22 protein-coding genes are annotated in these 22298 nt (G+C 59.8%); 8 read left to right on the forward strand and 14 right to left on the reverse strand.

Going from position 1 to position 22298, the window contains the following annotated elements; translation table 11 throughout:
* Positions 1-56: 56 nt before the first annotated feature.
* The 4 genes from fsa to ACR0B0_RS17745 all read left to right on the forward strand — a co-directional run bounded on the left by fsa (position 57) and on the right by ACR0B0_RS17745 (position 3330).
* The gene (gene fsa, locus ACR0B0_RS17730) at positions 57-710 is read left to right on the forward strand and encodes a fructose-6-phosphate aldolase (protein WP_480648925.1); all 654 of its coding nucleotides are present in this window, start codon (positions 57-59) and stop codon (positions 708-710) included.
* Between the two features lie 198 nt (positions 711-908).
* Complete coding sequence (locus ACR0B0_RS17735; protein WP_480648927.1) at positions 909-1616, forward strand: DUF484 family protein; 708 nt, start codon at positions 909-911, stop codon at positions 1614-1616.
* Positions 1613-2533, forward strand: a complete 921-nt coding sequence (locus ACR0B0_RS17740) for a tyrosine recombinase XerC (protein WP_480648929.1) — start codon at positions 1613-1615, stop codon at positions 2531-2533. Before ACR0B0_RS17735 ends, ACR0B0_RS17740 begins: the two co-directional genes overlap by 4 nt.
* An 83-nt stretch (positions 2534-2616) precedes the next feature.
* The gene (locus ACR0B0_RS17745; protein ID WP_170351723.1) at positions 2617-3330 is read left to right on the forward strand and encodes a CDP-alcohol phosphatidyltransferase family protein; all 714 of its coding nucleotides are present in this window, start codon (positions 2617-2619) and stop codon (positions 3328-3330) included.
* On the opposite strand, the gene ACR0B0_RS17750 is transcribed toward ACR0B0_RS17745, so the two are convergent.
* The 10 genes from ACR0B0_RS17750 to ACR0B0_RS17795 all read right to left on the reverse strand — a co-directional run bounded on the left by ACR0B0_RS17750 (position 3315) and on the right by ACR0B0_RS17795 (position 15739).
* Complete coding sequence (locus tag ACR0B0_RS17750) at positions 3315-3782, reverse strand: hypothetical protein (RefSeq protein ID WP_170362413.1); 468 nt, start codon at positions 3780-3782, stop codon at positions 3315-3317. The genes ACR0B0_RS17745 and ACR0B0_RS17750 overlap by 16 nt on opposite strands.
* A 75-nt stretch (positions 3783-3857) precedes the next feature.
* Positions 3858-4313: a methylated-DNA--[protein]-cysteine S-methyltransferase gene (locus tag ACR0B0_RS17755; protein ID WP_170517813.1), complete on the reverse strand. Its 456-nt coding sequence runs from the start codon at positions 4311-4313 to the stop codon at positions 3858-3860.
* A 75-nt stretch (positions 4314-4388) separates the two neighbouring features.
* Positions 4389-7301: an isoleucine--tRNA ligase gene (gene ileS / locus ACR0B0_RS17760; RefSeq protein WP_480648931.1), complete on the reverse strand. Its 2913-nt coding sequence runs from the start codon at positions 7299-7301 to the stop codon at positions 4389-4391.
* Between the two features lie 165 nt (positions 7302-7466).
* Entirely contained in the window at positions 7467-10154 is a 2688-nt protein-coding gene (locus ACR0B0_RS17765) for a DUF2339 domain-containing protein (protein ID WP_480648933.1), read from the reverse strand.
* A gap of 93 nt (positions 10155-10247) precedes the next feature.
* Positions 10248-10727, reverse strand: a complete 480-nt coding sequence (locus ACR0B0_RS17770) for a DUF2269 family protein (RefSeq protein WP_480648935.1) — start codon at positions 10725-10727, stop codon at positions 10248-10250.
* A complete protein-coding gene (locus ACR0B0_RS17775; protein WP_480648937.1) occupies positions 10727-12034 on the reverse strand; it encodes an SDR family oxidoreductase in 1308 nt (435 codons plus the stop codon). Before ACR0B0_RS17775 ends, ACR0B0_RS17770 begins: the two co-directional genes overlap by 1 nt.
* A gap of 93 nt (positions 12035-12127) precedes the next feature.
* Positions 12128-12838 (reverse strand): VIT1/CCC1 transporter family protein, encoded by a 711-nt coding sequence (locus ACR0B0_RS17780; protein WP_170351729.1) that lies wholly within the window; start codon positions 12836-12838, stop codon positions 12128-12130.
* A 54-nt stretch (positions 12839-12892) separates the two neighbouring features.
* Positions 12893-13882 carry a YcjF family protein gene (locus tag ACR0B0_RS17785; protein WP_170351730.1) on the reverse strand — a complete coding sequence of 330 codons (990 nt, stop codon included), beginning with the start codon at positions 13880-13882 and terminating at the stop codon, positions 12893-12895.
* Positions 13875-14330 carry a GNAT family N-acetyltransferase gene (locus tag ACR0B0_RS17790; RefSeq protein WP_170351731.1) on the reverse strand — a complete coding sequence of 152 codons (456 nt, stop codon included), beginning with the start codon at positions 14328-14330 and terminating at the stop codon, positions 13875-13877. The genes ACR0B0_RS17785 and ACR0B0_RS17790 overlap by 8 nt, the downstream gene beginning before the upstream one ends.
* Positions 14327-15739 carry a YcjX family GTP-binding protein gene (locus ACR0B0_RS17795; RefSeq protein WP_480648939.1) on the reverse strand — a complete coding sequence of 471 codons (1413 nt, stop codon included), beginning with the start codon at positions 15737-15739 and terminating at the stop codon, positions 14327-14329. Before ACR0B0_RS17795 ends, ACR0B0_RS17790 begins: the two co-directional genes overlap by 4 nt.
* 107 nt (positions 15740-15846) lie before the next feature.
* Between ACR0B0_RS17795 and truA the strand changes: the two genes are divergently transcribed.
* Positions 15847-16614 (forward strand): tRNA pseudouridine(38-40) synthase TruA, encoded by a 768-nt coding sequence (gene truA, locus ACR0B0_RS17800; protein WP_170414207.1) that lies wholly within the window; start codon positions 15847-15849, stop codon positions 16612-16614.
* On the opposite strand, the gene ACR0B0_RS17805 is transcribed toward truA, so the two are convergent.
* The 3 genes from ACR0B0_RS17805 to ACR0B0_RS17815 all read right to left on the reverse strand — a co-directional run bounded on the left by ACR0B0_RS17805 (position 16611) and on the right by ACR0B0_RS17815 (position 19058).
* Positions 16611-17546: a nickel/cobalt transporter gene (locus ACR0B0_RS17805; RefSeq protein WP_170414205.1), complete on the reverse strand. Its 936-nt coding sequence runs from the start codon at positions 17544-17546 to the stop codon at positions 16611-16613. The genes truA and ACR0B0_RS17805 overlap by 4 nt on opposite strands.
* Positions 17531-18178: a DUF1007 family protein gene (locus ACR0B0_RS17810; protein WP_480648941.1), complete on the reverse strand. Its 648-nt coding sequence runs from the start codon at positions 18176-18178 to the stop codon at positions 17531-17533. Before ACR0B0_RS17810 ends, ACR0B0_RS17805 begins: the two co-directional genes overlap by 16 nt.
* A 73-nt stretch (positions 18179-18251) precedes the next feature.
* Positions 18252-19058 (reverse strand): thioesterase family protein, encoded by an 807-nt coding sequence (locus ACR0B0_RS17815; protein ID WP_480648943.1) that lies wholly within the window; start codon positions 19056-19058, stop codon positions 18252-18254.
* A gap of 152 nt (positions 19059-19210) precedes the next feature.
* Here ACR0B0_RS17815 and ACR0B0_RS17820 point away from each other — a divergent pair, with 152 nt between their 5' ends.
* Positions 19211-20146, forward strand: coding sequence for a 2-hydroxyacid dehydrogenase (locus ACR0B0_RS17820; RefSeq protein WP_480648945.1), 936 nt, complete (start codon positions 19211-19213; stop codon positions 20144-20146).
* Positions 20147-20153: 7 nt separating this feature from the next.
* Here ACR0B0_RS17820 and ACR0B0_RS17825 read toward each other — a convergent pair whose 3' ends face one another.
* Complete coding sequence (locus ACR0B0_RS17825) at positions 20154-20510, reverse strand: hypothetical protein (RefSeq protein ID WP_170351738.1); 357 nt, start codon at positions 20508-20510, stop codon at positions 20154-20156.
* 363 nt (positions 20511-20873) lie between these two features.
* Here ACR0B0_RS17825 and ACR0B0_RS17830 point away from each other — a divergent pair, with 363 nt between their 5' ends.
* A complete protein-coding gene (locus ACR0B0_RS17830; RefSeq protein ID WP_170351739.1) occupies positions 20874-21197 on the forward strand; it encodes a hypothetical protein in 324 nt (107 codons plus the stop codon).
* A gap of 54 nt (positions 21198-21251) precedes the next feature.
* Positions 21252-22238, forward strand: a complete 987-nt coding sequence (locus tag ACR0B0_RS17835; RefSeq protein WP_480648947.1) for a type I glyceraldehyde-3-phosphate dehydrogenase — start codon at positions 21252-21254, stop codon at positions 22236-22238.
* Positions 22239-22298 lie beyond the last annotated feature (60 nt).

The following is a 22298-nucleotide window of genomic DNA, read 5'->3' on the forward strand; positions in this document are numbered from 1 at the left end:
TCTCTTTGAGGTAAAGGCATCCGCGACCAAGGCCAACCCATCAAAGGACTGCCCTCATGAAATTCTTCGTAGACACCGCCGAGATCGACGCCATCGCCGAACTGAACGATCTGGGCATGGTGGACGGCGTAACCACCAACCCCTCGCTGATCCTGAAATCGGGACGCGACATTCTGGAAGTGACTAAAGAGATCTGCGATCTGGTCGACGGCCCCGTGTCCGCCGAAGTGGTTGCGACCGAAGCCGACGATATGATCGCCGAAGGGCGCAAGCTGGCCAAGATCGCGCCGAATATCGCTGTCAAAGTACCGCTGACATGGGCCGGCCTGAAGGCCTGTAAAACGCTGACCGACGAAGGCCAGATGGTTAACGTGACCCTGTGCTTCTCAACCAATCAGGCGATTCTGGCTGCCAAGGCGGGTGCAACATTCATCTCGCCCTTTATTGGCCGTCTGGATGACATCAACCTCGACGGCATGGACCTGATTGCCGATATCCGTCAGGTCTATGACAATTATGGGTACGAGACCGAGATTTTGGCGGCTTCGATCCGCACCGTGAACCACGTGACAGATAGCGCCCGCATCGGCGCAGACGTGATCACCGCACCACCCGCCGTGATCAAAAAACTGGCCGATCACCCGCTGACAGACAAGGGTCTTGAAACCTTCCTGGCTGATTGGGCCAAGACCGGTCAGAAAATCATCTGATCCTGTAACGCACCCGCGCGGCGCCGTCAGGCGTCGCGCCCGGCCCAACTGCAGAATCTGATCTTTTGATCAGGGCATTGCAGGCGGGAGCTTTTCCGACACAGCCCAAGTTTAATTCTACTTTTGCCTGTATTTTTTCCAAGGCAAATGCACCAACCCGTGTTATAAGCCGCTCAACAAAAAAAGACCGGACGGGACATGAGCAGCAACACCAAACTCAAGGATAATCTCCGCGCCGCGATTCTAGCTGAACCGGACGCTGTGCTGGACGACAAAGATCTGATGCAGGCGCTGGTCGCCGCCAACGAACAGGCGCGCGGTGACAATGTCATCGACCTGCGCGGCATCGCCATGCAACGGCTTGAGGCGCGGCTGGACCGGCTTGAGGACACGCACCGTTCGGTCATCGCAGCGGCCTATGAGAATCTCGCTGGCACCAATCAGGTACACCGCGCCATCCTGCGCCTGCTGGAACCGGTCGAGTTCGAAGATTTTCTGCGCGCGCTAGGCAGCGACGTGGCCGACATTCTGCGCGTCGATCACATCACGTTGGTTCTGGAAACAACAGTGATGCAGGAAGATCAGGCAATCGAAAAACTGGGCGGCGTGCTGACCGTGGTCGAGCCGGGCGCAATCAACGCCTATCTCAGCCAAGACCGCGGCGGCCCCGCACGCGAGGTTGTTCTACGTCAGGTTCCAAATCCAAATCCCCGGATTTTTGGGGCTACGGCCAATCAGTTCAGGTCCGAGGCCTGTCTGAAATTGGATTTGGGCGATGGGCGCTTGCCCGGCATGATTGTCATGGGATCCAAAGACGCCAACCATTTCACTCCGCAACTGGGCACCGATCTGCTGTCGTTTTTTGCCAGTGTGTTCGAACGATCAATGCGCCACTGGTTGTCATGAGCCTGATCTCTCCGGCCTGTCGCGATGCGTTACAGCATTGGCTGGACAGTCTGGGGGCGTTGGCCGGGCGGTCTGAGAATACACAGACCGCTTATCGCGGCGATATTACAGATTTCCTGTCCTTCATGACCCTGCACCACAGCGAGCGGCAGGGTCTGGCGGCGTTGGCGCGGATCACAGTATCCGACATGCGCGCCTGGATGGCCGATCAACGCGCGTCTGGCGTGGGCGCACGCTCGCTTGCCCGCAAACTTTCGGCCGTCAAAAGCTTTTATCGCTGGCTGTCCGAACGTGAGGGGTTTGAACCCACGGCCGTGCTGTCGACCCGCGCGCCGAAGTTTACCAAGAAACTGCCCCGGCCACTGGCCGAAGACGCCGCCCGCGCCATGATCGAAACGGTCGAGCTGCAATCGACAAACGATTGGGTCTCGGCCCGTGACGTGGCGGTGGTCACGCTGCTCTATGGCTGCGGCCTGCGCATTTCCGAGGCGCTCTCGCTGACCGGCTCAGATGCCCCCCTGCCGGAGACCCTGCGCATCATCGGTAAAGGCGACAAAGAGAGAATCGTCCCGGTTCTGCCCGCGGCCCGCGCAGCGGTGGACCACTACCTGCGACTTTGTCCGCACCTGCAGGCCAAGGACAAAGCACTGTTTCGTGGCGTGCGCGGCGGCCCACTGAATCCACGCGCGATACAGGGGGTAATGGCCAAGGCCCGAATGCAACTCGGCCTGCCGGCAACAGCCACACCGCACGCGATGCGACACAGCTTTGCCACACATCTTCTGTCCGCCGGAGGAGACCTGCGCGCCATTCAGGAATTGCTTGGACACGCATCGCTTTCGACCACACAGACATACACTGCTGTGGATACAGCGCGGTTGATGGAGGTCTACAACCGCGCCCATCCCAAAGCGTGATGTCTCTACATCGTAACGTTGGGTACTCACTCTAATCTTGCTTTTGGTTTGCATCTGCCGAATGCATCGTACATGAACCCTTCATGACTCTTAGATTCAAAGCCCTTTCCGTCCATCTGTTCACTGCCACAGGTGCTGTTTTCGCAATGCTGGCCATGTTGGCGGCCGTCGAGGAAAAATGGAGCCTGATGTATCTGTGGCTGGTGGTCTCGTTTATCGTGGACGGGATCGACGGGCCGTTGGCGCGGCACTACCATGTCAAAAAGAATGCGCCCGAATTCGACGGGGTGCTGTTGGATCTGATCATCGACTATCTGACCTATGTATTCATTCCGGCCTTCGCGCTGTTCAAATCCGGGCTGATGGATGGCTGGACCGGTTGGTTTGCCATCATTGTCATCACTTTTGGTAGTGCGATGTATTTTGCAGACACTCGCATGAAAACAAAAGATAATTCATTTTCTGGCTTCCCCGGTTGCTGGAACATGTTCGTGATCGTCATATTTGCGTTAGAGCCCAATTTCTGGGTCATCCTGCTGCTGGTGTCGCTGTTGTCCCTGGCGATGTTCCTGCCGCTGAAATTCATCCACCCGGTGCGGACCGAGCGGTGGCGTGCGGTGTCGCTGCCGATGGCTTTTGCCTGGACATTCTTTGCAGGCTGGGCGGCCTGGGTCGATTTCCACCCCGAAAGCTGGGCGCACTGGGGTCTGGTGATAACTAGCTTGTATCTGGTCTTCGCAGGAATAGCGCAACAGATCGTCCCGCAGCGCAAAAGCGCAGGCTACAAGACCTCTTGAACCTCGAACTCGGTGCCGTTGTGGGTGAACACGTCACCCTCTTGCAGGCCGACCATGGCCAGATAAATCGGGCTTTGTGTTGAGATGCCCATATAGGTTTTGCCGTCCACATCGAACCGCGTGGTCGAAACGCAGACCACGAAGCGGCGATTGTTGAACTTGACGACGGCCCCGGGCTGCACCCTATCGGTGATACTGAAATCGGTGTTTTCAATCACATCAATCTTGGCGTGATGGGCATGCACAGGGGCATCAAAAGCCGCCGCCAGATCCGCGTTCTCGCGCGAGGCCGCGATATCGTCCTTGTCATGCCCTTCCCGGTCATCCAGCTGAGAATCCTTCAGGAAAGCGTCGTAATGGGCCTGTGCCGTCGCCAATTCCTGTGCTTCCAATGACATCAGTTTATCAATGATGGCCTTTTTTCGGACGGCCGGGTCTGTTGAGGCAGTCATGCAATGCGATCCCTTGAATTCTCTATCTGATACAAGTTGAGCCTCAACCAGCCGGATTGCAACAGATTTCCGTGATCAGATCAGCAGGCCCGCTGCCCGTTCATGGCGCAGCAGGGCAACCTTGGTCTCTACCCCACCCTTGGCCGAGAACCCACCCAGACCGCTGGCCGACAGAACCCTGTGGCAGGGGATGATCACAGGGACGGGGTTACCGCCACAGGCCTGCCCAACAGGTTGTGGGGGCTGTCCAACTTCTTTGGCAATGTCACCATACGTTCGAGTTTCGCCGAACGGGATGGCATACATCACGTCGCAAATCTGCTTTTGAAAGGCTGATCCGGCGACGAAATATGGAAGATCAAACTGCTCTAACTGCCCAGCATCATAGGCTTCCATCTGTGCGGCTGCTTCTTGCAACAAAGCGGAGTCTGGTTGGTCGTCTTCACCGTCCCAGACAACGCGTGTGATCGCACCATCTGTCTCTTCAATTCCAAGGCGACCAAACTGGGTATCTACAGCAATCATAGGCATGACCGCAGCGTTTCAGATCGCCAGGCTGGGCGCAAGAAGAGAAAACCCCCGGCGTGTGGGCCGGGGGTTCAAAGATTAGCTCAGCGCCTCGTCGCAGCGTCCGCAGACGCCTTCATGGGCGTGGCGGCCCACATCGGGCAGGATTTTCCAGCAACGTTGACATTTGTCGCCCTCGGCCTTTTCGAACAGCACCGCGACGCCTTCGATTTCCGGCACGCGGAACGCCTCGGCCGGGGCCGGGTCGCCAGTGACGGTCAATCCGGACGTGATGCACATGTCATCCACGTCGAAGGTCGCCAGCAGGTCACGGGTGTCGCCATCCTCGACATGTACGATCGGGGCGGCTTCGAGACTGGATCCGATCACCTTGTCCTGACGTTGGATTTCCAGCGCGGCGGTTACAGCTCGGCGCACACGGCGAACCTTGGCCATGTTGGTTTCCAGCTCCGTATCGCGCCACTCGGTGGGGGTATCCGGGAAATCCACCAGATGAACCGAACTGTCGTCGCCGGAGAATCGCTCCAGCCAAACCTCTTCCATGGTGAAGACCAGAACCGGGGCCAGCCATGTGGTCAGGCGGTGGAACAGGATATCCAACACGGTGCGCGCAGCGCGGCGGCGCAGGGTGTCGCCGTCGCAGTACAGCGCATCCTTACGGACGTCGAAATAGAACGATGACAGGTCAACGGTGGCAAAAGTGAAGACCGCGCTGAACACGCCCTGGAAATCGAAGGACGCATAGCCCTTGCGAACCTGCTCATCCAGATCGGCCAGACGGCTGAGAACCCAGCGTTCCAAACGTGGCATATCCGCCGGATCAACCCGATCCGCTTCGGTGAAGTCAGCCAGCGAGCCCAGCATGAACCGCATGGTGTTGCGCAGGCGGCGATAGCTGTCGGCGGTGCCTTTCAATATCTCAGGCCCGATCCGCTGGTCAGCGGTATAGTCGGTCTGAGCCACCCACAGGCGCAGGATATCGGCACCGTATTGCTTGACGACCTCTTCCGGTACGATGGTGTTACCCAACGATTTGGACATCTTGTTGCCCTTGGCGTCCAGCGTGAAGCCATGGGTTACCACATTGCGATAGGGCGCACGGCCCTTGGTGCCGCAGGCCTGCAGCATTGACGAATGGAACCACCCACGGTGCTGGTCAGTGCCTTCCATATAGACGTCGGCGATGCCGTCCTCGGTCCCATCTTCACGGTCTCGCAGAACGAAAGCGTGGGTTGAGCCGGAGTCAAACCACACGTCCAGCACGTCGAATACCTGATCGTAGTCGTCGGGGTTGGCGATACCGTCGAGAATTTTTTCTTTGAACCCGTCGGTGTACCAGATATCCGCGCCGTCTTTCTCGAACGCTGCTTTGATGCGGGCGTTCAGGTCATCGTTACGCAGCAGATAGTCCGCGTCAGTCGGCAGCGCGCCCTTCTTGGTGAAACATGTCAGCGGCACGCCCCAGGCACGCTGGCGAGACAAAACCCAATCCGGGCGCGCTTCGATCATGGAATACAGGCGGTTGCGACCGGTCTGCGGCGTCCATTTCACCAGTTCGTCGATGGACCGCAAGGCACGTTCGCGGATGGTGTCGCCCATCTCGCCCATGCCGTCATCCAGCTTGCGGTCGACCGAGGCAAACCACTGCGGCGTGTTGCGATAGATGATCGGAGCTTTCGAGCGCCACGAATGCGGATAGCTGTGCTTGATCTTGCCGCGTGCCAGCAGACCACCGACTTCGACCAGCTTGTCGATCACGGCCTTATTGGCGTCACCTTCGCCACCCTTGCGGGACAGGATGTATTTTCCACCAAAGAACGGTAGATCGGCGCGGAACGAGCCGTCATCCATTACATTGTAGGTGATGACCTGCTCGAGCATGCCTAGATCGCGGTAAAGCTCGAATTCTTCCATACCATGCGACGGCGCGCAGTGGACGAAGCCTGTACCCTCGGTATCGGTCACGAATTCAGCCGCGCGGAAGTCGCGGATGTCATCCCATTCGCCGTCGCCACCTTCGGCACCGGCCAGCGGGTGGGTCAGTTGAACATTGGCCAACTCATCCGTCGTCACGTCGCGGACGCGGGTCCACTGATCGTCGTTCAGACGGGCGCGGCCCAACACGTCAGCGGCAAGGTTGTCTGCCAGCAAGAACTTGTCGCCGACACTGGCCCAGCATTCCTCAGGTGCGCCGGTGACTTCGTACAGGCCGTAGGAGATATCCTTACCGTACACGACCGCCTTGTTCGACGGCATGGTCCATGGAGTCGTCGTCCAGATCACGACAAAAGCATCATCCAAGTCGCCTGCATTCACGACTTTGAACTTCACCCAGATGGTGAAGCTTTCCTTGTCGTGATACTCGACCTCAGCTTCGGCCAGCGCGGTCTTTTCGATGGGCGACCACATCACGGGTTTCGAGCCCTGATAGAGCGTGCCGTTCATCAGGAACTTCATGAACTCGTCCGCGATCACGGCTTCGGCATGGTAATCCATGGTGATGTAGGGATCGGGCCAGTTGCCGGTGATGCCCAGACGCTTGAACTCTTCGCGCTGGATGTCGATCCAGCCTTCGGCGAACTTCCGGCACTCCTGGCGGAAATCGACGATGTTCACCTCATCCTTGTTCTTGCCCTTCTTGCGGTATTGTTCCTCGATCTTCCATTCGATTGGCAGGCCGTGGCAATCCCAGCCGGGCACATAGCGCGCATCATGACCCATCATCTGATGGGACCGGACGATCATATCCTTGATCGTCTTGTTCAGCGCGTGGCCGATATGCAGGTGGCCGTTGGCGTAGGGGGGGCCGTCATGCAGGGTAAAGGGCGTGCGGTTTTCTTTTTCACGCAAGCGGTCATAGACGCCGATGGTCTCCCACCGCTCCAGCCATGCGGGCTCGCGTTTGGGCAGGCCGGCGCGCATGGGGAAGTCGGTTTTGGGCAGGTTCAGCGTGTCTTTGTAATCAGGTGTCTGGATCGTGTCGGCGCACATTGGGGGCGTCCTTTGGATGATCTGGTCGTCTTATGGCTCGAAGCGGTCGGTGCGAAGTCTCAAACACCTTTGCCCGGCGTCTCAATGGGTCAGAGCGCCGGGGATATAATTCGAATAATGATGGCCATCCGGTCATACATGGCCGCGCTTATAGGACGCCCGCCCTCAATGGTCCAGAGGTTCCGGGTCCTGCGGCGAATGGCGCAGCTTGGCCCATCGGTTCAGCCATGCCAGCCCTGCCAATGCCAGGCCCAGCGCCAGCAGCGAGAACACCCGGATCAGCCCACCCAGGCCAGCGATATCGATCAGGAACACCTTGGCCACGGCCAGTCCGATCACCACCAGACCCGCCTTGCGCATCAGGTCGGATCGGCGCGCCAGCGATTGGTAGAACAGCACCGCACCAATCGCCAGCAGAGCCATGGTGTAGGTGTAAAGTTCGGGCTGTGTCACGCCGTTGCCTTCATACATCCCAGCGGCGCCCTGCCAAACATGGCGGATCATCAACCCCAGCCAAAGGGCGGCAAGTACACTGGTCAATCCCCAACTGGCACGCTTTAGCCAAAGCGGGGTCGCGTAAATGCGCCAGACCGAGAAACCGATAATCAGCGCAGGCAGCAGATAGGCCACCGCCAGCGTATTCAGAACCGGCGGTCCCAGAACCGGTGGCACGGCTGTGCCGAGCAGCGGGTTCGCCTCGACCACCGCCTGCGCCAGACGCAACAAGCCGTGGCTGGCAAAGAACGCGGTCAGCAGATAGCGGACGTAGTTCAGCTTACCCCCCAGTTCCAACCGCTGGACTTGCGCGAAGGCTAGAAGCAGCCAGATGATCGCCAGCAAGCCCAACCCCCAGTGGCTGTTGGTGGCGTTGCCTTCGCCAAAGCTTTGCAGCCAGCGCTCCAAAAGCAAGGACAGCAGAATGCCCCCGGTTGCCCAAGCCGCGCTTTCCAACAACAGGCGCGCCACCGGGCGATGCATCGGCCGCAGTAGCAACCACCCGATCACAAATCCCAAAGTGGCCCCGCCATACACCAGCGCCATCTCAGGCACCGGTGCATAGCTGGCCCAGGCAAGGCCCGGTGTCAGAACCAACCGAACGGTGACTGTGAATACGCCTGCCCAGATGAACCAAGTCATCGGTGGCAGATTGAATTGGCGGTCCAGCGCCGCTGCCACCACGACCATCACAACCAGCGCAATGGTTAACGCGGCCGAGCTAAGAACAATGATGCAGGCAAAACTCAGGCAGGACAGGGCTGATATCGTAGCCAGCGCCGGACGCATCCGATCCTCGCCATCTAATCGCGCAAAACGCTCGGCCAGAATGACCATCAGCACGCCCAGCGCAATTGCGTGCAAGGCCCAAGGGTATGCCCCGATGACGTGGGCCGGATGCCAGCCGACCTCAAGCGCGATGGCCAACGCGGGGGCAAACACCGCCGCTGCTCCGGCCCAGATTGGCGCGTATCTTTGCGCATTCATCGACCGCCACGCCGCAGTGATCGAAATCACCACGCCAAGGGCGATGAGAATGGTTACCACCCAAGGAAAGTCAGCCTCGGGCGTTTCTGCAAAGGTCTCGGCAAACTGGCGCAAAACGATCCCGTTGTCCAAGCCATGCATCAGGACAAACCAGACGAGACCAAGCGCAGGCAGTGCCGTAGCATCCTGCAACGCTTCGGCCCGCTGTGCCCAGAACATCAATCCAAGGGTCATCCCGGATAGCAGAACAACGCCCAACCAGAACTCATCAACACTGTCCGCCCAGTGCAGCGACACAATCGCCGAGCTGACAGCGACCGCGCCAAAGCCCAGTCGGGTCGGGAATTCTGGCCATGCATCGCCCTTTTTCCGCCTAACGATTTCGCAGATCATCGACCCGCCATGATTGGGCCAAACGCGCCGGACCGGAATTGCGATGGCGATCACAGCCAATGCCGTCACGCAAATCAAGTATGCGGCCTCGGTCAGGGGCGAAGACAACACCAGCAGTAGGCAGGTTGTGTAGACCCCAAACAAGGTCAGGACCGAAATCCATGCCCATCGCCGCACCGTGTCGATTCCCAGACCCAGAACAGCGATGACAACGAAATAGGCATACAGCCAGCTTGGGTTCTCTGACGTGCCACCAACCACGAAGGGGGCAGAAAACGCACCCATTAATCCGACAGCGGCCAGCAAAGGGCCGTGAAACCAGCCCAAAACCAATCCCACCAGCGCAACCGCGACCATTGCGGTCAAAGCGACCTCGGGGCCGATCAGGTCATAAAGCTGCCGCGCGGCCAGAACGCCTCCGAACAGCGTGACCAGCCCAGCACCGGAAAAGACCGACGGCAGATAGGCAGTCGCTGTGCTTTCGTCATCACCATATCTGCGCCGGATGACCTCGCCAGCAACAATCAGCACTGCACCGAAAAGCAACGCCGCGATCACCCGAGCGAATGGCGGCAACAGCCCGCTTTCAACGCCGTACTGAACCAGAAATATCCCCGCCAGTGCCAGCGACAGGGCCGAGACCGCATAGAACCAGTTCTCGCGCAGCCAGATTGTCAGCGCGGCCAGACGATCCTCGCGGAAGACAACGGCTGCGGGTGGCGTTTGCTCGGCCACAGGTTTGACCGATTGCGCCTTGGCTGCAGACCATGGGGCAGGTTTTGATGCCCTGTCCGGCTTTTCGGTCGGTTTGCGCGGCTCAACCTGCTGCGGTTCCGGCGCATCGCTGCCAAGGGACAGTATTTGGCGCTCCAGATGCTCAACCCGTCGACGTAGGCGTGTATGGTTGACTAACAGCACAATGATGGTGACCGGAATGGCCAGCACGATCAATCCGACAAGGACAAGAAGGGATTCCAATGGGTTCTCCGGGCGGTTTCGATGTCAGGCTACCCGAGGCGCACAGTCAGCAACAGCCAGAATTCCCGATAAATTGTTTGTCGGTCTTTAGGGCTACGCCCAACCAATCGACGGACGGGCGATCATCAGCCAGATGATAATCAAAACCGACGCAAAGGCAGGAAATCCGCAAGCGAACCAGATGCGGAACAGACGGTGATAAGCCCAAGGCAGCGGCGCGTCCGCATCTGCAGAGGCCTGCGCCAACCTGCGCATTCGAACCTGTATCCACACCACCGGCAACCAAAACGCCCCCGCAACCGCATAGAGCACCAGCGAGGCCAAAACCCAACCTTCGGTCAAATGCCAGCCCAACCGCCACGCCAGCAATCCGCCTGTCATCGGTTGCAGTACAACCGCTGTTGCCGTGAACAGCAGATCGGCCAGCGCCACGGTTCCTGCGGTCTGCGCGATGAACCTGGCGTCACCAGAACGATGCGCGATCAGCATGAAAAACGCGATGCCTGCCCCCGTGCCCAACAGGACGCAGGCGCCGATAACGTGTAACCAACGCAGGATCAGGTCAGGGTCCATCAGCGGCTCTGCAACAGGGGCCAAGCGATAAGCGACAAGGTCATCGCCGGCAGGATTTTGATCAACGGGCCAAGCGGATCCAGCCACAGGCCGGGTACGGTGAAACTGGCCACCAGCAAATAGAACAAGGCCACCGCGACCTGCGCCAGACAGGCGCGCGCAGCCCAGGGTCGCCACAGGATCGCAAGCCCCAGAAAAATGTCGACCAATGACCAGAACAAAACGCTGGCAACGGCCATTCTGGTGCTCCACCCGGCCACGGTCAGAACCGATGTAGCCTTAGGCAGACCAATCAGCCCGAAAAGGCCGGACAGCAGCCAGAACAGGCTGAGCGCGGCGACGACCAGTGGCATCAGCAAGGACATTCGCGCAACCAGCCGATGTTCACGGGCGCAAGTCAGGCCCGCATAAACCTGGAGCAAGGGTGCCAGTGACCGGCCTGTTGCGGCGCGATATGGTTCCGGATCACCAACCACACCCTCGCCCATCACGGTCATCGCATTGCTGCGCAGAGGCGAGCGCCAACCCAAATGGCCCAACGCATCAGCGCCGCGTGCGATTATGGCTGTAACAACCGCCGGCATTCTCACAGTGAGTCGCGCTGCGGGAAAACCCATCCAACGCCGTGTCTCGGCCAGGACCTCAGATAGTGGGGCGGGCGTGTCTTCGACCAGATCGTAAGTGCCCTGTGGGACCTCATCGGCCACGGCTGCGGTCACGGCACGGCACAGGTCCGACATGCCGACGCATTGAACCAAAACATGCGGATACGCGATGGGTTGTACCATAGGAACCGCTGCCAGCATGCGCAGCAGCGCTGTTCCGCCATAATCGGATTGCCCGATCACCAGACCGGGTTTGAAAATCCAAAGCGGCAAATCACAGGCCCGCAGCGCAGCGTCCCCAGCCGCCTTGGTGCGCATGAAATCCGTTTCTGCATCGAGGTCGGCACCAATGGCCGAGATTTGAACCACCGCAATGCCCCTTTGCGCGCAGGCTTGCCCCAAGGACGCAATGGCGGTGTGATGCACAGCCTCGAGATCATCGGCGGGACCATCCTGCAATGCTCCTGCACAGTTCACGACACAGTCAACGTGCTCCAGATGCGCGACCCAGTCCTTGGGCTGCAGACAAGCCCGCAAATCGCCTTGCACCTGCGTGACATCCGGCAGAACCTGCACCCCGGTTTTCAAGTTACGCACAAAGGCCGCCACATGCGCGCCCTCGGCTTGCAGAGATCGCGTCACCGCAGCGCCGATAAAGCCATAAGCCCCTAGAACCAGGACGTTTTTATTCTCAATCCGCAATGGTTGCTCAACCCGATGAACCTGTCTGCGGCAGCGTAACCGTTGGCCAACAATTGACCAGCCCCATGGGACCCACTGCGACAATCTTGGCCGTCAGGGGTGAAACAGCGAGCCGACAAGATAAGCGATCAAGGCCGCTGCACCGCCGATCAAAAAGGTCTCGAGCCCGGACCGCCACCACGGGGACAGCGACCAATGGGCTTTGAAGGCCCCAATGGCAAAGAAAACACCCATCGTCATGCAGACCGAGATGGCAAAGGCATGATCGACCGATAAAAGGAATGGCAGCAATGGCACCATGCCCGCGACAAGAAAGGCGATGAAGGTCGCCATGGCAGCTTTGAACGGATGGGGGTCAACGCTGCCCAACCCGTATTCGCCTTCGACCATCAGGTTGATCCAATTGTCGTGGTTGGCGGTGATTGCATCGGTGGCCTCATCCAGAACGTCGCCCGACAGGCCCTTTTGGGCTAGTATCTCGCGCACCTCGCGGCGCTCGCCCTCCGGGTAAAGGCTGATGTGGCGTTCCTCGATGGCGCGGATGCGGCGGATGTTGTCCAACTCGGCCTTGGTGCCCGAGTAATTTCCGGCAGCCATGGAAAACCCGTCGGCCAGAACATTGGCAAGCCCCAGCGCCACGATGATGAACGGCGAAAGCCCCGCTCCGGCAACCCCGGCCACGATGGCAAAGGTGGTGACCGATCCGTCGATACCGCCATACACCACGTCCCGCAGCACCCCTCGCCCCGGAGGCGCATTGATCCGCGCGGCAATTTCCTGCTGGCTGTGTCCGTGATCGGTCATGGCTGGCTCCGGCTTTGTTATGCACACCAGCGGGCCACAGGACTTTGCGTCAGGTCAAGTTTTGAAAAACAACCCGCTGAGCGCGCGTTTGATCATCCCGCGCGTAGATGGCTTGTGCCGGTCGGAAAACGGCAGTGGTCGGCAAACCTCCATCGCAGCCACACCAACCCGCGCGCTGAGCGCGCCGTTCACCAGCCCCTCGCCAAACCGGCGCGACAGTTTACTAAGGACCGATCCGCCCAGAATAGGTTCCAGCAGATCATCACCCACGGCCACGGCCCCTGTCGCCACCAGATGCACGAACACTGCACGGGTCAGGCGCCAGCTGCCCAGAAATCCAGCGCGTCCGCCATAAATCTCAGCAACCCGACGGATCATCCGTAATGAGGCCGCAAGCGCGGTCACCACATCGGCCAACGCCAAGGGCACCAGCGCCGTCACCGTTGCGACCTGCCGGGCGGCGGCCTCGACCTCGCGGCTGGCGGCGGCGTCCAGAGGGGCCAGCAATTCGTCCTCGGCCAAGGTCAGCAGGGTTGTGGCGTCGAATTGCTCTTCCATCCGTTCAGCCAGACGGTCACGGCCCCACCGGGTTTCTTCGCGCCCTTTGTAAAACGCGATCAGGCGGTTGGTGACCGCACGGGCCTGTGCCAAATCCGCCTCAGCCAACGCGGCATCTGCGGCGCGGCGCATCCCATCCACGCGGGACAAGCGCCCGATGGCTGCCAGCTCCCGTAGGGCGATGATCAGGGCGACCAGAACCAACGCACCGATCAGACCAGTTACAACCCAGCCCAATATCGGTGACCGCAACAACAGCGAGGTGGCGAAATCCCATGCGGCAACAGAAACCACCGCTCCAATCACGGCCAGCGCCAGACCCCAAAACCATCGTGATAGAACCGAGGGTTTCCGCGCAGCCAAGCGGGCGGCCACTTGCATCGCCTGACCTTGAGGTGGCTCAATATCGGGGACCGGCGGAGCCTGTGCGACGTCGGCAGCAGGTTGTTCCGTATCGAGATCAATCAGTACCGGACCTTTAGCCATCCGCCACCCCTTTCCGCCGCCAGACATATTTGATGTCTGGCAGATTTTCATCGTTATCGGCCCCGTCGCTGCGGGCAACTTCGGCAAAACCGTTGCGCTCATAGAACCGGCACGCCCCGTGGTTGGCCTGAAACGCAAAAAGGGACAGTTCGATCTGATCGGACTTGGCGTGGTCCAACAAGCGCTGTCCAATGCCTTGTCCACATTCTGACGGTGTCAAATACAGGGAATGAACTTCTGTTTCATTGAGCGCAAGAAATCCCACAACGCCAGTATCGGTTTCGGCCACCGTGACCCACCCTAGATCGATCATCCAACCGCAAAAGGCGATGGTTTCAGCGCAGGTATGTAGCTCGGGCATCCAATCGTTTTCGCGCGAAAAGCCGTGCAGGATCTCTCCGATCTTTCCGGCATCCGTGGTACGAGCGGGGCGGAGAGTCACGGTCACAGGCGGTCTCCGATCAGAAACTGCGTGGCACGGTCCAACCGGATATGGGGCGGGCCATCGCCCGGACGCAAGGTCAGATGCGCTGGGGCAAAGGCCATAAACCCAAAATCCTTGTCCAACCAGTTTTCAGCCCCGTTACGGGCCGGACCCAGTAAATGCGCCGGGTCATCTGGCAGATCACCGGGATAAAAGGCCGCCTGTTTGCCGTTCAGCAACGTCCCACGCACACAAGGCAGATCCGCCCCGTTATGCGTCCGGATTTCCTCGGTCGTGGCACGCAGGGCGGCCAGCGACAGCGCCGCCGTCTCGGCCCCGGCAAAGCTGGCCCGGTCGCGGGCATCGCGGGTTAGAGCCTCCATGATATGGGTTAGGCGAGGATGCTGCGTGTGGTGCAGGTGATCGGCCTTGGTGGCTGCGAACAGGATACGTTCAACCCGCTTGCCCAACAGCAACTGGCTGAGCCACGCATTGCGCCCCGGTCGAAAGGCCGACAGGATATCGGCCATCGCGCGTCGCATATCCTCAACCGCTTGCGGCCCCTTGTGGATTGCACCCAGCGCATCGACCAGAACCACCTGACGGTCGATCCGCGAGAAATGATCGCGAAAGAAGGGTTTCACCACTTGCGATTTATACGCCTCATACCGCCGCGCCATTTCGCGGTGCAGGCTGCGGCGCGGTGCGTGGCCCTCCACCGGCAATGGCGCAAAGGTCAGCACCGGAGAACCCGCCAGATCGCCGGGCAGTAGAAACCGCCCCGGCGTACAGTCGTAAAAGCCTGCATCCCGTGCGGCGTTCAAATACGCAGCAAAGGCTTTGGCCAACGCCTGAGCCGTGGGTTCGTCATGAGCATCCGCAGGGTTTGCCACCCGGGCCTGCGTCAAATACGCGGCCGCTTCGGTCCGCGTTTCGATACGGTTTAAGGTTTCGGCTGACCAGACCTCATATGATTTGTCCAGTAGTGCCAAGTCCAGCAGCCACTCACCCGGATAGTCCACAATATCCAGATGAACCGTGCGCGGCCCCTGCAGACCCGCAAGCAACCCTGCCGGACGGGCCTTGAAGGAAAGGCGCAGCTCGGACACGGCGCGCGTGCTATCTGGCCAATGAGGCTGCGGCCCGGTCAGCGCAGCCAGGTGGTTTTCATAATCAAAGCGCGGCACCGTATCGTCCGGCTGGGGTTGTAAGTAGACCGAATTGATGCGGCCCTCCTGCTGTGCGACCAATCCTGGCATACGCCCCCGGTCCAGCAGATTCGCAACCAGGGATGTGATGAACACCGTCTTTCCCGACCGCGCCAACCCGGTAACGCCCAGACGGATGACTGGTTCAAACAGAGTTTCAGACACGCGGTCGCCCACGGATTCAACACCGCGCACAAGACTGTCTGCCAGGGATGAGATGACCAAACTGTCGCCCCGCTTTTATCGTTTCGCTCAAGATAGGTAGAGGGCGCCGTACATGCCAGAGCTTTCCCACCCTTGCCCCCTTTCGCAGGGCGGGTTACCAGCGGCCCATGCCTAGATACGCGCTGAAAGTCGAATACCAAGGGGAACCGTTTGCCGGATGGCAGCGGCAAAAGGAATTGCCGTCTGTGCAGGGAGCAATCGAACAGGCCTTGTCGCGAATTCAACCCGGTGATCACACCATTGCTGCAGCGGGCCGCACCGATGCGGGCGTTCATGCTCTGGGTCAAGTCGCCCATTGCGATCTGGTCAAGGATTGGGACCCTTTCCGCCTGTCTGAGGCGCTGAACTATCACCTCAAGCCGCAACCGGTGGCCATCGTCAAAGCAGCGCAGGTGGACGATGACTGGCACGCCCGGTTTTCCGCGTTAGAGAGACAATACCTGTTCCGCATCCTGATGCGTCGTGCGCCTGCAACCCATGACGCCGGGCAGGTCTGGCAGATCAATCACCAGCTGGATGTCGATGCCATGCAGTCCGGGGCGGATATGTTGATCGGGCAGCATGACTTCACCACCTTCCGCTCATCCATCTGTCAGGCTGCGAGCCCGGTCAAAACGCTGGATGAGTTGCGGGTTGAACGGGTTGAGGGCTTTTCCGGCCCCGAGATACATTTTCACGTCCGCGCCCGGTCGTTCCTGCACAATCAGGTGCGCAGCTTTGTGGGGACTCTGGAGCGTGTCGGTGCAGGCGCGTGGACGCCCGAGGATGTGCGCGACGCGTTGCAGGCCGCTGATCGCGCCGCCTGTGGGCCCGTATGCCCGCCGCAGGGCTTGTACCTGGCGCGGGTCGGGTATCCGGAACCGGTCTTCGGTTAAATCGCGCGCAGTAGCAAACCACTGGCGATAACCGCGATTGTCAGACCCGCCACCAATTCAATGGTCGGCGCCAGCACAGATGCAAACCGCGTGGCCGAGGCCGACGCCAGCAATCCACCGCGCAACCCAAACGACGTCCACCCGACCAGAGTCGTGACCAGCGCCGTGCCCAGCGCCATGGCAAACGCCCCGGCGATGCCAACCATCGCGATTCCCATCTGCCAAGTCAGGATCAACACAAACAGCGCCCCGGTACAGGGTCGGGCCGCGATACCGGCAATCAGCAGCAACGCCTCGCGCAGACTACCGACCTGCGCTACTTCTTCCGCTGAGGGGCCGTGACGATGGCCGCAATCTGAACAGACATCGTGGTCTTGATGATGGTCGTGACCATGGTGATGACCGTGGTCGTGATGCGCTTGCGCTGTGTTACTGCGGTGTCTGCGGGCAAAGCTGCGAATGGCGCGAAACACCAGCCACAGACCGATCGCGGCGATGGCACCATAGCTGATCGGGGCCATGACCTGTTCGGTTGTTCCTACAAGGCTTTCGCGTGACATCTGAAACACCAAAACGCCAGCGTAAACCAGCACGACTGCTGTCACTGCCTGCCCCAGACTGGACAGCACGCTGATTGCGGATAACCGCCAAAAGGCGACCCGACGACCCAGCCCGTACCCGCCGATCAGCACCTTGCCATGACCTGGACCGATGGCATGAAAGAACCCATAGGCGAAACAAACCGTCAGCAGGGTGGCGACGGCCTCGGGCTGTTCTGCCCGTGCGGCGCGTAAGGATCGGGCGATCTGGTTCTGAAACTCGCGCTGCTCACCCGCAGCCCATGCGGCCAGACTGTCAAACCCACCGCTGCCCCAAAACCACAGAAGCAACGCAATGGCGATGGCAACCGGAACAATCAGGTATTTGGACATGAAACGAAAATCTCGGTCGCAAAGTTTTCCCCGACCAGCGGGATATCGTTTTCCTGAAGGTCGTAATCGGCGTCCAGTGTCAACAAAAAGGCCTGCATCTGCGCCAGCTGACCATCGATATCGGGGTCGATCCGATCCATCTGACAGGACGCAGGGCCACTCACCGTCACCGGGCGGGTCAGTTCATAGGCAATGTAGAACGTCTCATCAAAAGCCTTCGCCGTCAGCGAAGATGCAGACACCGCGTCGCCATCAACCGCGCGCAAATGGGTTGTCACGATACGACCATCTTCGGTGGTTGCTGTCGGTTCCAATGGGCCGGACAGCGACACGGGCACGCCATCTGCAAAGACAACCAGATCGCCATTGTACCCTTCGATCCACTGTGCGTCGAAACCGGCCAGGAATTTCTCTTCATTTTCAGTGAGAACTCCGTCGAAATCCTGATCCAATTTCATGTCTTCAAGTTGATACAACGAGTAAAGTTCATCATAAGCCCAGGTCACCCGCACATGGGTCAGTTGGCCGGCGTCATCCACAATGAATTCCAGCCCGGTGTCGATAAAGACATGCGGGTGCGCCATGGCCGGGATCGGCAGGCAGCAAGTCAACAGGGTTACAATCCAACGCATGCGTGAAAGATAGGGCCTGCGTCCGCGCGCGGCAATGCGATTCAATCAGCGCCCGCAGAAACCGGCCAAAGGGTCATTTTGGCGGGAACAGAACCAGCGTTTGCAGGGCCGTACCGACAGGGCCTTGCGTGTCATACAATACGGACTGGGACATTCCGATCCCCGACGGTTGCCAATGGCACAGCGATTCTGAGGCCAGCCAATCCGACCCCGGCTCGCGATGGATTTGCACGGTCAGATCGGTGTTCATGAACCCCATCTCGGTCGTCGGTGCGTTCCACGAGATGCCGTTGCCACAATCGGCAAGCGGGCACAGTGCCTGAATCGGCGAAGGGTCCTCGCCCTCAAGCAAAGCCGGGGTGCGCATCCAGACCGTCTTGGGACCGGCGCCCTGATTGCCGTCTTTCGGGTACAGCACTTCTGAGTGGTTGGCGAAGCCCGGCAGACCGTGGCGTATCTCACCGATCGGAAATGGCCCCGTCACCGCATCTTCCAGCCGGGGTGGAGCAACCGTGACATTCGGGACCGGTCCCAGGTTACGGCGGGCCAAGTGCATCGTGGTCGCGGTGGCGCAGAGCGTGTCGTCCAGATCGTGAACCGTTACCCGCGTGGTCGCCAGCGTCTTGGTGTGGCGCGTAGTCTCGGCAGCCACGCGCAGCCCTGCCAAGGGTTGTGGGCGCAGCAGATCGACCGTCAGGCGGGTCAGCATCTTTTTCGGTCCCACCTCGGTTTCTGCGGCACGCACGATCAGACCGCTGACAGGCCCGGCGTGGCAGTGATCGGCCGACCACGGCCCCCGGGCGGAGTCATTGCCCACAAAAGCGCCATCAGGGCGCAGATGAAAATAGGCCTGTTGGCTCAGGTCTTGTGTCCCGTTCATACGCTGCCTCAAAAGTTTTCTGTGCGTGTCTGGTCATCCGATCCGATGACCGGGCTTTACCTTGGGACAAAGAATGACTTAGCTGCGGCAACGATGTCCAGTTCAGTGACGGCACGTCATCACTGGCAAATTGAAGCAGAGGGGGGCGCGACATGGCGTTGCTGATCGAAACCGGGTTGTCCGACTGGATAAGCGACAACGACATCGCCCAAGACATTCGGCGGCTGTACCCGGACATGGATGTACGCACGCCTGAAACACTTGGTGATCCGACCGACATCACGATGGTCGCCGTCGTCGTGCTGTGCAACGATCACCCCAAGCGGCTGCCCAACCTGAAACTGGTGCAAAAGCTGGGCGCCGGGGTAGAGACCATCGTCAGCAATCCGCACCTGCCCGCGCATGTGCGTATAACACGGCTGAAACCGGACGCCCCCGCGCAGGGTATTGCCGAATGGTTCGTCGCTTATGTTCTGCGCCATCAACGACACATGACCTTTCATGAAAAGGCACAAAACCGCGCGGAATGGGCCCCCAGAGCACCACTCTATTCGCCAGACACCGTGGTAGGTGTGCTGGGTCTGGGCCATATCGGTGCCCGCAGCGCCAAAATGCTGCGTGCGGTCGGGTTTCAAGTGATGGGTTGGAGCCGCTCAGCCAAGCAGATCGATGGGGTTACCTGCCTGCATGGCGACGCGGCTCTGCCGGAACTGCTGGGTCAGTGCGACCATGTCTGCGCGATCCTGCCTTCGACCCCGCAGACAATCGGTTTGTTCGATGCAGGGATGCTGTCGGCAATGAAGCCAGGTAGCCAGTTACTGAACGCGGGTCGCGGGGATCTGATTGAAGAAACCGCCCTGATCGTCGCGCTGGACCATGGTACACCCGGTCATGCGGTGCTGGACGTGACTTCGACCGAACCACTTCCGTCCGACAGCCCGCTCTGGACACATCCCAGTGTCACCATCACGCCGCACGTGTCGGGCTGGCATCTGGGCGAAGCGCTGGCTGATGTGGGCGAGAATTTCCGCCGCCTGAGCGCCGGAGGCCCTTTGCTGCACGAAGTCGACAGGGCCCGCGGTTACTAGACCCAGATCAGGGTGTCAGGATCCAGTTTCCGCCTGCGTCGCGACACCGGCGGGTTCTGACCTCGCGAGTCTGATCCGATCCTTCGGGTCGAATGAAATGCTGCAGGTGTACGCAGTTGTCACGTACGTCGCGGACGCGAATCGTGCCTTTCGAACCGGTGGCTTCGTTCACCCAGGAACTTTCCTCACCCACCCGGGGTGTCGCGCCTGACAGCATCGCGTCAGCGGCTGTGTTCACAACCTCGAAATCTGCAGGTGTCAGCCCCATTTCTGCGATGATTCGGGAAAGCGGCTTGGCCTGCACGGTCGGGATTGCAGCCAGAACAACAACAGCTACCAATGTAGAAGAAATCCAGGCTTTCATGATCGCCTCACCTTGCTGAAATAGATTTGCATTCAAGACTATACCGGCAGCGAACGGGGGCCAAGCCCTGTTGGGCAAACGCTAAAACTATCCAGAATAATTCTTTTGACAGTCTAAGGCCGCTACTGGCATGGCATTCCATTCGTGGCGTTCGCCCGGCACAACTGAGTTACCCCGCACGAATGCCCCCTAAGGTGCGTGGGCGGACCGAAACAACCACGATCAACTGTGCAAAGACGCGAACCAGCAACCACCCCGTAACTGGCTAACCACTTACGCCGATTCAGTTTTTCCCGCGCAGGGGTTCACAGAAGCACTTGAATCTGGTGAAATAGCACCGTTTTTAGCACTGGAGATTGTTCAATGGTACTGCGCGGATCCCTGCTGGCACTGGCAGCTGTAATTGGCCTGACGGCCTTAGAGGCGACCCCTGTAGTCGCCAAAGAGGAAACCAAATCGGTCTTCGTTATGAGCCGCACATGGGCCGTTACGCAGGTTTCGGATGCTCCGGTCGTGTACCGCGCCACGCGTGACAACAACAATCTGAACCCGTTCGGTCCGCCACCGCGCCTGCGCACCATTCAAGCTATGGCCGCCATTCAGGCAGCCACCGGATGCAAGCCTATCCGGGCCAGCATGTATCAAAACATCTCAGGCCAGTTCTTTTCGCAGGTCAGCTGCAATTGATCTTGCCGCGAAACGGGCATTGAGGTCAGCGCGGCCCACTGCCATAGCTTGCGCATGAAACTTGCAATCAATGGATTCGGCCGTATTGGCCGCACGATCGTGCGGCAGCTGCTGGCTTTGCCGTGGGGCAAGGATATTGAGCTGGTGCTGATCAACGATATCGCACCGCTGGAAACCTGTGCCTACCTGTTCAAATACGACAGCACGTTCGGCCCCTACTCTGGGCCTGTCGATACCGGCGACGGAACCCTTGTCATCGACGGCCACACAATCCCGGTGACCCACAGCCCCGACCTGTCCCGCGTCGACCTGAGCGGCGTGGATGTCCTGATGGATTGCACCGGCGTCGCCCGTACCTCGGATGTTGCCAGCCAGGGGCTGACCGCCGGGGCGGGCAAAGTGCTGATTTCGGGCCCCTCGCCCGCAACCGAAGTCACGATCGTTCTGGGCGCCAACGAAGCGCAGTTGGGCAACGCCCGGATCGTTTCGAACGCGTCCTGCACCACCAATGGGCTGGCCCCACTGATCAAGGTGCTGGATGGAATCGGCGGCATCGCCTCGGCCCATATGACGACCATCCATTGTTATACCAACAGCCAACCCATGATTGACGCCCCGCGCGGCGATCTGGCCCGGTCACGCGCCGGGGCGCTTTCCATGGTGCCCACCACCACCAGCGCCACGCACTTGATTGATGAGGTCATGCCGCATCTCGCGGGTCGCATCTCGGGCGCGGCGGTGCGTGTCCCCACAGCCAGCGTGTCTGCGGTGGATTTGGTCGCAACACTTGAGCGCGGTATGTCCGCCACTGACTTTGAAGCCGAGCTGCGCAAGACGGTCGCGCAGTCTCCCGTTCTGGGATGGACCGATCACCCGCTGGTGTCGTCAGATTTGCGTACACGACCGGAATCTTTGGTCATTGCAGGCCGCGAGACGCGGATGGTCGGCGACCGGCAGGTTCGCATTTTCGGCTGGTATGACAATGAATGGGGCTTTTCAGCACGTATGCTCGACGTCGCCCGCCTGATGGCACAGCCTTGAATTCGCGGAACCGCAGCGCGCGGGCCTGCCCGGGCGCTGCCCGGCCCAACGGGTCACGAG

The organism is Ruegeria sp. BA12, from assembly GCF_056539625.1.

Bases quoted from the DNA above. Each gene is read 5' to 3' on its own strand.
- ACR0B0_RS17785 (WP_170351730.1), bottom strand. From the start codon at position 13,882: ATGGCTAAAGGTCCGGTACTGATTGATCTCGATACGGAACAACCTGCT.
- ACR0B0_RS17825 (WP_170351738.1), bottom strand. From the start codon at position 20,510: ATGAAAGCCTGGATTTCTTCTACATTGGTAGCTGTTGTTGTTCTGGCT.
- ACR0B0_RS17735 (WP_480648927.1), top strand. From the start codon at position 909: ATGAGCAGCAACACCAAACTCAAGGATAATCTCCGCGCCGCGATTCTA.
- ACR0B0_RS17805 (WP_170414205.1), bottom strand. From the start codon at position 17,546: ATGTCCAAATACCTGATTGTTCCGGTTGCCATCGCCATTGCGTTGCTT.
- ileS (WP_480648931.1), bottom strand. From the start codon at position 7,301: ATGTGCGCCGACACGATCCAGACACCTGATTACAAAGACACGCTGAAC.
- ACR0B0_RS17745 (WP_170351723.1), top strand. From the start codon at position 2,617: ATGACTCTTAGATTCAAAGCCCTTTCCGTCCATCTGTTCACTGCCACA.
- ACR0B0_RS17810 (WP_480648941.1), bottom strand. From the start codon at position 18,178: ATGCGTTGGATTGTAACCCTGTTGACTTGCTGCCTGCCGATCCCGGCC.
- ACR0B0_RS17780 (WP_170351729.1), bottom strand. From the start codon at position 12,838: ATGACCGATCACGGACACAGCCAGCAGGAAATTGCCGCGCGGATCAAT.
- ACR0B0_RS17755 (WP_170517813.1), bottom strand. From the start codon at position 4,313: ATGCCTATGATTGCTGTAGATACCCAGTTTGGTCGCCTTGGAATTGAA.
- truA (WP_170414207.1), top strand. From the start codon at position 15,847: ATGCCTAGATACGCGCTGAAAGTCGAATACCAAGGGGAACCGTTTGCC.
- ACR0B0_RS17830 (WP_170351739.1), top strand. From the start codon at position 20,874: ATGGTACTGCGCGGATCCCTGCTGGCACTGGCAGCTGTAATTGGCCTG.
- ACR0B0_RS17815 (WP_480648943.1), bottom strand. From the start codon at position 19,058: ATGAACGGGACACAAGACCTGAGCCAACAGGCCTATTTTCATCTGCGC.
- ACR0B0_RS17820 (WP_480648945.1), top strand. From the start codon at position 19,211: ATGGCGTTGCTGATCGAAACCGGGTTGTCCGACTGGATAAGCGACAAC.
- ACR0B0_RS17770 (WP_480648935.1), bottom strand. From the start codon at position 10,727: ATGGACCCTGACCTGATCCTGCGTTGGTTACACGTTATCGGCGCCTGC.
- ACR0B0_RS17740 (WP_480648929.1), top strand. From the start codon at position 1,613: ATGAGCCTGATCTCTCCGGCCTGTCGCGATGCGTTACAGCATTGGCTG.
- ACR0B0_RS17750 (WP_170362413.1), bottom strand. From the start codon at position 3,782: ATGACTGCCTCAACAGACCCGGCCGTCCGAAAAAAGGCCATCATTGAT.
- fsa (WP_480648925.1), top strand. From the start codon at position 57: ATGAAATTCTTCGTAGACACCGCCGAGATCGACGCCATCGCCGAACTG.
- ACR0B0_RS17835 (WP_480648947.1), top strand. From the start codon at position 21,252: ATGAAACTTGCAATCAATGGATTCGGCCGTATTGGCCGCACGATCGTG.